Annotated in this window: 11 protein-coding genes; 7 read left to right on the top strand and 4 right to left on the bottom strand. The window is 68.2% G+C overall.

The features are described 5' to 3' along the window. Positions 1 to 110: 110 nt before the first annotated feature. Both RTM68_RS11870 and RTM68_RS11875 read left to right on the top strand, forming a co-directional pair. On the top strand, positions 111 to 1,154 hold the full coding sequence (locus tag RTM68_RS11870; protein WP_312171117.1) for a Gfo/Idh/MocA family oxidoreductase: 1,044 nt from the start codon (positions 111 to 113) through the stop codon (positions 1,152 to 1,154). Positions 1,155 to 1,179: 25 nt separating this feature from the next. Beyond that, complete coding sequence (locus RTM68_RS11875) at positions 1,180 to 2,280, top strand: hypothetical protein (RefSeq protein WP_312171119.1); 1,101 nt, start codon at positions 1,180 to 1,182, stop codon at positions 2,278 to 2,280. A gap of 30 nt (positions 2,281 to 2,310) precedes the next feature. Here the strand turns inward: RTM68_RS11875 and RTM68_RS11880 are convergent, their stop codons facing one another. Beyond that, entirely contained in the window at positions 2,311 to 2,805 is a 495-nt protein-coding gene (locus RTM68_RS11880) for an HAAS signaling domain-containing protein (RefSeq protein ID WP_312171121.1), read from the bottom strand. Beyond that, complete coding sequence (locus tag RTM68_RS11885) at positions 2,802 to 3,146, bottom strand: PadR family transcriptional regulator (RefSeq protein WP_312171123.1); 345 nt, start codon at positions 3,144 to 3,146, stop codon at positions 2,802 to 2,804. Before RTM68_RS11885 ends, RTM68_RS11880 begins: the two co-directional genes overlap by 4 nt. A 109-nt stretch (positions 3,147 to 3,255) precedes the next feature. Here RTM68_RS11885 and RTM68_RS11890 point away from each other — a divergent pair, with 109 nt between their 5' ends. Continuing rightward, complete coding sequence (locus RTM68_RS11890) at positions 3,256 to 3,645, top strand: hypothetical protein (protein ID WP_312171126.1); 390 nt, start codon at positions 3,256 to 3,258, stop codon at positions 3,643 to 3,645. A gap of 26 nt (positions 3,646 to 3,671) precedes the next feature. Here RTM68_RS11890 and RTM68_RS11895 read toward each other — a convergent pair whose 3' ends face one another. After that, entirely contained in the window at positions 3,672 to 4,949 is a 1,278-nt protein-coding gene (locus tag RTM68_RS11895; RefSeq protein ID WP_312171129.1) for a DUF445 family protein, read from the bottom strand. A gap of 34 nt (positions 4,950 to 4,983) precedes the next feature. On the opposite strand from RTM68_RS11895, the gene RTM68_RS11900 reads away from it, so the two are divergent. Continuing rightward, positions 4,984 to 5,256 carry a metal-sensitive transcriptional regulator gene (locus RTM68_RS11900; protein WP_042537810.1) on the top strand — a complete coding sequence of 91 codons (273 nt, stop codon included), beginning with the start codon at positions 4,984 to 4,986 and terminating at the stop codon, positions 5,254 to 5,256. Between the two features lie 18 nt (positions 5,257 to 5,274). Here RTM68_RS11900 and RTM68_RS11905 read toward each other — a convergent pair whose 3' ends face one another. Continuing rightward, a complete protein-coding gene (locus RTM68_RS11905; protein ID WP_312171132.1) occupies positions 5,275 to 6,822 on the bottom strand; it encodes an amino acid permease in 1,548 nt (515 codons plus the stop codon). Between the two features lie 156 nt (positions 6,823 to 6,978). Between RTM68_RS11905 and RTM68_RS11910 the strand changes: the two genes are divergently transcribed. The 3 genes from RTM68_RS11910 to RTM68_RS11920 all read left to right on the top strand — a co-directional run. Then, on the top strand, positions 6,979 to 8,334 hold the full coding sequence (locus RTM68_RS11910) for a glutamine synthetase family protein (protein ID WP_312171134.1): 1,356 nt from the start codon (positions 6,979 to 6,981) through the stop codon (positions 8,332 to 8,334). Then, the gene (locus RTM68_RS11915; RefSeq protein WP_312171136.1) at positions 8,315 to 9,067 is read left to right on the top strand and encodes a gamma-glutamyl-gamma-aminobutyrate hydrolase family protein; all 753 of its coding nucleotides are present in this window, start codon (positions 8,315 to 8,317) and stop codon (positions 9,065 to 9,067) included. Before RTM68_RS11910 ends, RTM68_RS11915 begins: the two co-directional genes overlap by 20 nt. Next, positions 9,064 to 9,237 (top strand): aldehyde dehydrogenase family protein (locus RTM68_RS11920; RefSeq protein WP_312171139.1); only part of this gene is annotated, 174 nt, incomplete at its 3' end. The genes RTM68_RS11915 and RTM68_RS11920, both read left to right, overlap by 4 nt.

Here is a 9,237-nt window from a genome sequence, read left to right on the forward strand (position 1 = left end):
GTGCGTGCTGGAGATGCTCGCGGGCCTCGCGACGCGCTGAGCCTGCGGGCGGCGTGAGAGCGAGCGATGTCTACGCTGGTGGCATCCCTCGATTCTCGAAAGGCTCATCGATGTCGCTGACGCTCCCCACTCCGTCGCTGCCCGACCCGACCGCCGTCCCCGCGCTGCGGTGGGGTGTGATCGGCACGGGCATCGCCGGGAAGTTCGTGCATGCGATCCACGCGCACACCGAGCAGCGCGCGGTCGCGGTCACGGCGCGAGACCGGGTCAAGACCGAGGCGTTCGCCGCCGAGCACGGCATCGCGCGGGTGCTGCCGAGCATCGAGGCGCTCGTCGCCGACCCCGAGATCGACGTCGTCTACGTCGCCACGCCGCACCCGCTGCACCGCGGGCAGGCGCTCGCCGCGATCTCCGCCGGCAAGCACGTGCTCATCGAGAAGCCGATCGCGATGTCGGCCGATGAGGCGCGCGAGATCACGGATGCCGGTCGCGCCGCCGGAGTGCTCGTGATGGAGGCGATGTGGACACGGTACCTGCCGCAGTCCGACGTGATGCGCAAGGTTCTCGCCGACGGAGCGATCGGAGATGTTCGGCTCGTCACGGCCGACTTCGGCTTCACGATGCCCTACCTGCCCGAGCACCGGCTCTGGGACCCCGCGCTCGGCGGTGGGGCTCTGCTCGACGCCGGGGTGTATCCCATCTCGTTCGCCTCATCCGTGCTCGGTGCGCCGACGGAGATCGTGGCCAAGGGTGACAGCGGACCGGGCGGGGTCGACGTCAGCGCCGACCTGCTGCTCTCGTACTCGTCAGGTGCGCGGGCGTTCGCCAGCACCTCTCTGCAGACTGCGCTGCCCGTGACGGCCGCGGTGCTCGGCTCGCGCGGCCGCATCGAGATCGGCAGCCCGTTCTTCGGCCCCTCGTCGATCAGCGTGACCATCGGCGGATTCGGATCCTCCGAGACCGCGACGTTCACAGACAACCGCTTCGAGGCGGTGCACGACGGGCTCGGGTACCAGGCGACGGCTCTCGCCTCCTACGTGGCCGAGGGGCGCGTGGAATCCCCGGTGCACACGCACGATGACGTCGTCGGTGTGATGCATGTGATCGACGTCGCGCGGGCCGCGATCAGCGCGTCCGGGTCATCGAGCGTCTGAGCATCCCCGGTACCCGGCGTTCACCATGACCATCTCCGACGAGCTCCTGCGAGGACCCCGAGGACGTCGCCTGTGCCTCTCCGTCGTGGTCGGTGCTGACCATGCCGTGAGGTCGGCCGTGTTCTGGCTCGGCCACGAGCTCGATCCGAATCCGGGGACGATCATCCGCATCGGCGGTGAGGGTGCCGACGATGTCGATGATCCCACCGTCACCGAGGCCGAGGTCGCTGCTCTCATCCGCCGCTCCGATCTCACGGCGCCGATCTCGGAAGAGGCGGTGAGGGACGCCATGGGCGAGTCGGTCGACCACGCCCGCTACTGGCAGCATGCGGACGGCGCGGACCTCGTGGCCGCATTGCCGCAGGTGAGAGAGGCTCTGCGCCCCGTCGCCGAGCGGTTGGTCGCGGCAATGCCGGAGTTGACGGCGCCGTTCACGACGACGCAGTGGGCGGTCGATTGGCGCCCGCAGTCGGACAGTGCCCCGATCGAGCGCCACCCGGCCGCAGTCCTCGCGAGGTGGGCCACCGAGCAGCACGAGAACGAGAGGCGGGCGATCATCGACCGCCCCGCCGACCCCCGTGCCGGTGCCTCGGGGACATGGTGGTCGGTCCCGGGAGAGCTCCTCACGACGAGAGCGCACGTGCGGGACGCGCTCCAGTACGTCGAGGATTCCCTCGGCTGGGATGTCGCCACAGTGATCCCCGTGCGTGGAACGGGGCGGGTTCTCGAAGTGGGCTCTGCAGACGACTGGGCCGAGCTGTGCCGCGAGTACCCGATGGACGTGAGCGCCTCGCGTCGCCACGATTGGTTCTGGGTCACGGGTCGAGACGGCAGATGGATCATCCCCGATTGGGAGAGTGTGGCGCAGCGGTGGGATGCCGTGCACCTGACGACCCTCGGGTATCTCTCGGCGGCCACGAGGCTGATCGAGGTCGACGACGACCGTGCGACCCTGATCGCCGGATGGGCGCCCGATTCCACGGTGTGGCTGACCGACGTCGCGCGCGAATGGGAGGGTCCCCGTCAGCAGTGGCGCCGAGTCGAGGGCGGAGCCACGTGGGAGAGGGATCCGAAGAGGCCCTTCGGATCCGAGGCTGCCGGCGATGGCTCGGCCGCGATGAGCTGAACCGACCCTGGGTGGCGCTCAAGCGTGCCGTCACTCGGCGACGTCTCGACCTCGAACGTCGCGCCGTCGACGGTGATACTCGAGCGCCTCGCCATCGGACCCGGGGAGTCTCCACGACGCGTGGCGTCGACGGGATCCGATGATCATGAAGGCCAGGAGAGCGACCAGGCCCAGAAGGCACAGTCCGCCCATGACGAGGCGAGCCGCGGGAGGCCAGCCCCACAGCTGCATGGACGGATCCATGAGCCCGAACGTGCCGCTGAGAAGCAGGAACCCGGATCCCGCCCCGAGCAGGCCGGCGAGCGCGACGAGCATCCACAGCTTCCTGCGCGTCCATGATCGCGGAGCGAATCGGTCTGCGTACAGTTCCGGCGAGCCGAAGGACTCGATGGGGTCCTCTCCGGACTCCGCGAGGTGGCTCCGGACCTCCCTGACGATCAGGGCGATCTCCTCTCGTGGGACATCGCGAAGCTCGAGTTCCGCTTCGAGCGCGATGCCGTAGTCGTCGCCGCGTGCGCCGCTCATCGTGACTCCTTGTTCTCGCCGAGCACTGCCGTCGTCTTCGTGGTGAAATCCGCCCAGGCTCGGCGATGCTCGTCGAGCATCTGCCGGCCGGCATCTGTGATCGAGTAGTACTTGCGCCCCGGACCTCCGTCACCGTCCTGCCAAGCCGAGCCGAGAGCCCCGTCCTTTTCGAGTCGTGCGAGCAGCGGATAGAGCGTGCTTCCCTTGATGGCGCCGAAGCCGGCGGCAGTCAGACGCTGCGCGATCAGATAGCCGTATGCGTCCTCATCGTTCACCAGAGCGAGTATCGCGCCGGCAAGGGCAGCCCTGGTCCACTCGGCGGGCCACTGGGTCGGATCCATGACTAGATCATGACACGGACTAGTCCGAATCTCTACCTACGACTCATCGCTGACCTCCCGCCGCAGGGTTGTGCCCGACGGGTGACCTCTCCATCTCTACGATGAAGACATGCAGACTCTCGACACCCTGGCCCTCGTCGGCGAGGTGCTGTCGTGGATCGGCCTGGGCATCGGTCTGCCGCTGCTCTTCCTCGGCCTGCTGATCGGATCTGTCGAGGGTCCGTGGCGGAACATCGAGATCGTCATCATCGAACGCGACGGCGCGCAGTTCGCGCGCTGGTTCGCCGGGGGCGACTTCCATGAGAGGCCGCTGCGACGCGGTGAGTTCGTGCCGCCCGAAGCGGAGTGGGCGACGGGCGTCGTCAGCGCGAACGATCCAGCTCGGGCACGCGTGGGGGAGCCGCCGCACCTGCGTCGAGTCCTGATCACGGTGGGGAGCGTGTTCGCCGGCGTGGGTGTGATCGGCCTGATCGTCTCGTTGCTGCCGCTGTTCGTCTGACCTCGGGCCGCGACGGATGCCGGGCCTCAGACCCCGGGTATCAGCAGGTGTGCGATCGTGAAGATCGCCAGGCCCGCGAGTGCACCCACGAACGTGCCGTTCAGTCGGATGTACTGCAGATCGCGGCCGACCATGAGCTCGATCTTCTCGGTGGTCTCCACCGGATCCCAGCGCTCGACCGTGTCCGTGATGATCGACGCGATGTCGTGGCGGTAGCGGTCGACGAGGAACACCGCGGCATCCGAGACCCAGGTGTCGACGCGGTGCTGCAGCGCGGCATCCGTCGTCAGCCTGTCGCCGACCTCCTGCAGCGCCTGCGCCGCGCGCACACGCAGTCCGCTCTGCGGATCGGCGAGGGCGGTGAGCAGTCCGTTCTTGGCCGTGTTCCACGCCTCGGCGGCGAGGGCGCCGACGCGGGGGCTGTCGAAGAGCGAGGCCTTGGCGTTCTCGAGCTTCGCGCGGGTCGCCGGGTCGTTCTGCAGGCTGTCGGCGAGCCGGGCGAGGTAGCCGTCGACGGCCAGACGAGCCGGATGCTGCGGGTCGGCCTGCACGGCCCGCACGAACTTGACCGCCTCGTTGTAGGCGGTGTCGTCGACGAACCGGTGGGCGAGCTTCGGCACCCAGCCCGGCAGTCGCCGCGAGATGAGCCCGGAGAACGATGCGGCATTCGCGTCGAGCCAGCGGGCGATGCTGTCGGCCGCGAGGTCGACCGCGCCGTGATGCGCGTCGGCCTCGACGATCTTCTCGAGCCAGGCGCCCGCAGGCGGCCCCCACTCGGGGGAGACGAGGTGCTCGCGGGCGAGGTCGGTGATGAGGTCGCGCACGTCATCGTCGCTCAGGGCGTTGAGCACGGCGGTCGCGATCGTCGCGCCCTCGGCCGCGACCCGCTCGGCATGGGCCGGCTCGCGCAACCACTCACCCGCGCGCTTCGCGATCGCGGTGCTGGCGAGCTTGGTGCGCACGACGCTCGCCTCGAGGAAGTTCGTCTCGACGAACTCGCCCAGCGTGCGGCCGATCTCGTCCTTGCGATTCGGAATGATCGCGGTGTGCGGAATGGGCAGCCCGAGCGGCCGACGGAACAGTGCGGTCACGGCGAACCAGTCCGCGAGGGCACCCACCATTCCGCCTTCGGCCGCGGCGCGCACGTAGGCCAGCCACGGCTGCCGTTCCTGGAACGCGAACGCGATCACGAACACGACGGCCATGAAGATCAGTGCGCCGAGAGCGACCGCCTTCATGCGGCGGAGGGCGCGCAGTCGCACCTGGTCTGCGGGCGACAGGAGCGCCATCGGGGTTCGCGGCATGACGTCATCCTTTCACGCGGGTTACCCTCGAAGCGTGATCGAAGACATCAAGAAGCGCGCGCTGCACCGCACCAGCATCCTCGAGGGTCAGATGCGCGGCGTCGCGCGGATGATCGAGAACGAGGAGTACTGCATGGACATCATCACGCAGTCCCGCGCGATCCAGCGTTCGCTGGAGTCCCTGAATCGTCTGCTGCTCGAGAACCATCTGCGTACGCACGTGACGCACATGTTCGACGAGGGCGGGGAGGAGCGCGACAAGGCTGTCGACGAGCTGCTGAAAGCGTTCGACTTCGACCGCAAGTAGAGCCGCGCTCCTCCGCCGTCACCGCTTTCCGTCGAAGACCTCGCCCTCCATGGCGTCGTACCCCTCGGCCTGCGGGTCGCCGTGCGAACCGCCCGACAGTGCGTACTCCTCCTCGGGGGAGAGCACGAGGCGGTGCCGGAAGAACAGCCCGAACCCGAGCAGGATGATCGCGTAGACGATCGCGATCGCGATGATGGCCGGGCCGAACGTGGGGTTGAGCAGGAAGCCCACGAAGATCAGTGCGGCGATCACGAGTGCGATGACCGCACCCGGAATGCCCCACGGGCTGACGTAGGGACGATCGACGTTCGGGAACTTCTTGCGCAGGATGATGAACGACACGAGCTGCAGTCCGTAGGCGACGACTGCGCCCCACACAGCGATGTTCAGCACGATCGCGCCGGCCACGGTGCCCGCACCCTCGGAGTCGACGGCGGTGAGCACGTCGAGCACGATCAGGGCGACGAAGCCGATGGCTGCACCCACCGCGAGGGCGACCCAGGGGGTCTGCCGCTTGCCGGTGAGGGAGAGGAAGCGCGGGTAGTACCCGGCCCGCGACAGCGAGTACATGTTGCGTCCGTAGGCGAACATGATGCCCTGCAGCGACGCGAGCAGGCCGATGAGTGCGAAGAGCGCGAGCACGGCGGCGAGCTGGTCGCCGACGATCGCACGGAAGCCGTCGAGCAGCGGCTCGCCCGCGGTGCCGGTGGCCTCGGCGCCGATGACACCGGTGTTGAGGAACAGCACCAGGAGTCCGGTGACGATGAGCGTGCCACGGGCCCAGAAGCCGGCCTTCGGGATGTCACGGGTCGGGTTGTGCGACTCTTCGGCGGCGAGCGGAAGCTCTTCGATGCCGAGGAAGAACCACATCGCGAACGGCAGGGCGAACAGGATCGGCAGGACGCCGTGCGGCAGGAACGCGGTCTGGCCCTCGTCGGGGACGATGTCCCACAGGGCATCCCACGAGAACGCACCCGAGAAGAGCGCCATCGCCGAAAACACCAGGATGATGCCGATCGAGATCACCGAGACGACGATCGCGAAGCGGAACGAGATCGCGGCCCCCGCGGAGTTCAGGGCGATGAAGACGACGTAGAGGATGAGATACCAGACCCACCCCGGCAGCTCGAGGCCGAGCAGCTCGCTCGTGATGCCGTTGGCATACGACGCCGAGAAGTAGACGATCACCGCCGTGGTGGCGACGTACTCGATCGTCTCGGCGGCTCCGGTGACCAGGCCTCCCCACGGGCCCATGGCTGAGCGGGCGAACGAGTAGGCGCCTCCGGTGTGCGGCATCGCCGCCGCCATCTCGCCGATGGCGAAGATCATCCCGTAGTACATCGCGACGAGGATGGCGAAGGCGATGAGCATCCCACCGAAGCCGGCGAAGTCGATGCCGAAGTTCCAGCCCGAGAAGTCACCTGAGATCACCGCGGCGACCGCGAGGCCCCACAGGCCCCAGACTCCGGCTGACCTCTTCAGCGTCCGTTTCTCGAAATAGTCACTCCCGGCGCGTGTATAGGTCGCTCCGGCGACCTTGCGGGATTCATTGCTCTGCTGGGACATCCGCTCTCCGTTCGCATGCGTGCAGGCGCCGGGTGCACCTTGCGGATGATTGTGACAGTCAATGGTGGTTTCGTCTACCTTTAAACGCGAAGGTGATCTACTCTGAGGGCGAAGCCGGTCGGCCGATCGCTTCACCGCACGAGAACGGAGCGTCAGATGTCGGGCAACCTGAGCATCGAACAGCTGGATGCCGGCATCGCCGCCGGCGAGATCGACACGGTGATCGTGGCCTTCGCGGACGCGCAGGGACGACTGGTCGGCAAACGCGTGTCGGCGCGGCTGTTCCAGGAGGACATCCTGGCTCACGGGGCCGAGGCCTGCGACTACCTGCTGTCGGTCGACGTCGACATGAACACGGTCGACGGCTACGCGATGTCGGGCTGGGACCGCGGGTACGGCGACATGGTGCTGAAGCCCGACGTCGAGACGCTGCGCAACATCCCCTGGCTCGACGGCACGGTGCTCGTCATGGCCGACTTGGTCTGGCAGAACGGCGAGCCCGTCGGCCCCTCGCCGCGTGCGATCCTCGATCGCCAGCGCGACCGCCTCGCCGAGCGCGGCTGGACCGCCTACTCGGGCACCGAACTCGAGTTCATCGTCTTCGACAACACCTACCGCGACGCGTGGGCGCGAAAGTACGAGGGGCTGACTCCCGCGACCGACTACAACGTCGATTACAACCTGCTCGCCTCCACCCGCATGGAGCCGCTGCTGCGCGACATCCGCAACAGCATGGACGGCGCGGGGCTCTACTGCGAGGGAGTGAAGGGCGAGTGCAACTTCGGTCAGCAGGAGATCGCATTCCGCTATGCGGAGGTGCGCGAGACCGCCGATCAGCACGCGATCTACAAGAACGGGGCGAAGGAGATCGCCGAGCAGCACGGCCAGGCGCTCACCTTCATGGCCAAGTTCAACGAGCGCGAGGGCAACAGCTGTCACATCCACCTCTCGCTGCGCGACGACTCCGGCGCTCCCGTCATGGCGGGAGACGGCGAGCACGGTTTCAGCCCGGTCATGGAGCACTGGATCGCCGGCATCCTCGCCACCCTGCGCGAGTTCACCCTGCTGTTCGCGCCGAACATCAACTCGTACAAGCGCTTCGCCAAGGGCAGCTTCGCCCCGACCGGTGTCGCGTGGGGCATCGACAACCGCACATGCGCGCTGCGCGTGGTCGGGTCGGGCTCGGGGCTGAGAGTTGAGAACCGTGTGCCCGGCGGAGACGTGAACCCCTACCTCGCCATCTCGGCGATCATCGCGGGCGGCCTGTACGGCATCGAGAACGAGCTGCCGCTGCCCGAGCGCTTCACCGGCAACGCGTATGAGGATGCGGTCGACCATCTGCCGACGACCCTGCGTGAGGCGGCGAAGCTCTTCAGCGAGTCGACCATCGCGAGAGCGGCGTTCGGCGACGACGTGGTCGAGCACTACTTGAACCAGGCCCGCATCGAGGTCGAGGCCTACGACGCGGCCGTCACCGACTGGGAGCGCATCCGTGGCTTCGAGCGCCTCTGACCCTGCGCCGCTGATCGGCGTCACCACGTATCTCGAGAGGGCGCAGCAGGGGGTGTGGGATGTGCGCGCGGCGTTCCTGCCCGAGCAGTACCTCACGAGCGTGACCTCGGTCGGCGGCATCGCTCTGCTCCTGCCTCCGCAGGATCCGGATGCCGCGGATGCCGCCATCTCGGGCATGCACGGCCTCGTGCTCTCCGGCGGGGCGGATGTGGCACCGGAGCTGTACGGCGAGGACCGGCATCCGCTCACCGACCCCGCCAGGGTCGACCGCGACGCGTGGGAGCTCGCCCTGTTCCAGGCGGCGGAGCGCCGTGGCATCCCGGTGCTCGCGATCTGCCGCGGTCTGCAGCTCGTGAACGTCGCCCGCGGCGGCACCCTGCAGCAGCACCTGCCCGAATCCCTCGGCACCGAGAAGTACCGCATCGGCGGCGGCGTCTTCGCCGAGAACGACGTCGAGGTGTCGACCGGCACCCCGCTCGCCGAGATCATCGGCGAGACCGAGATGCGCGTGCACAGCTACCACCACCAGGGCGTCGGCCGTCTCGGCGACGGGCTTGTCGCGGCAGCGCACTCCGACGACGGTCTCGTGCAGGCCTTCGTCGACACGTCGGCCGGCCACATCGTGGGCGTGCAGTGGCACCCCGAGGAGAACGCCGAGGATCGGCGACTCTTCACCGATCTCGTCTCACAGGCTCGTGCGTTCACCGCACGGCGGAAGGAGGACGCCCGATGAGCGCGTTCACAGTCATCAACCCGTCGACCGGTGCGGCGATCCGCGAGGTCGCACGCGCCGACATCGGAGAGACGGATGCCGCGATCGCGCGCGCCGTCGTGGCGCAGCGCCGATGGGCGGCACTCGCTCCCGTCGCGCGGGCCGATGCGCTGCGTGCGTTCGCCCGCACG

The sequence above is a fragment of the Microbacterium sp. genome (assembly GCF_031988965.1).
Classification (GTDB): domain Bacteria; phylum Actinomycetota; class Actinomycetes; order Actinomycetales; family Microbacteriaceae; genus Microbacterium.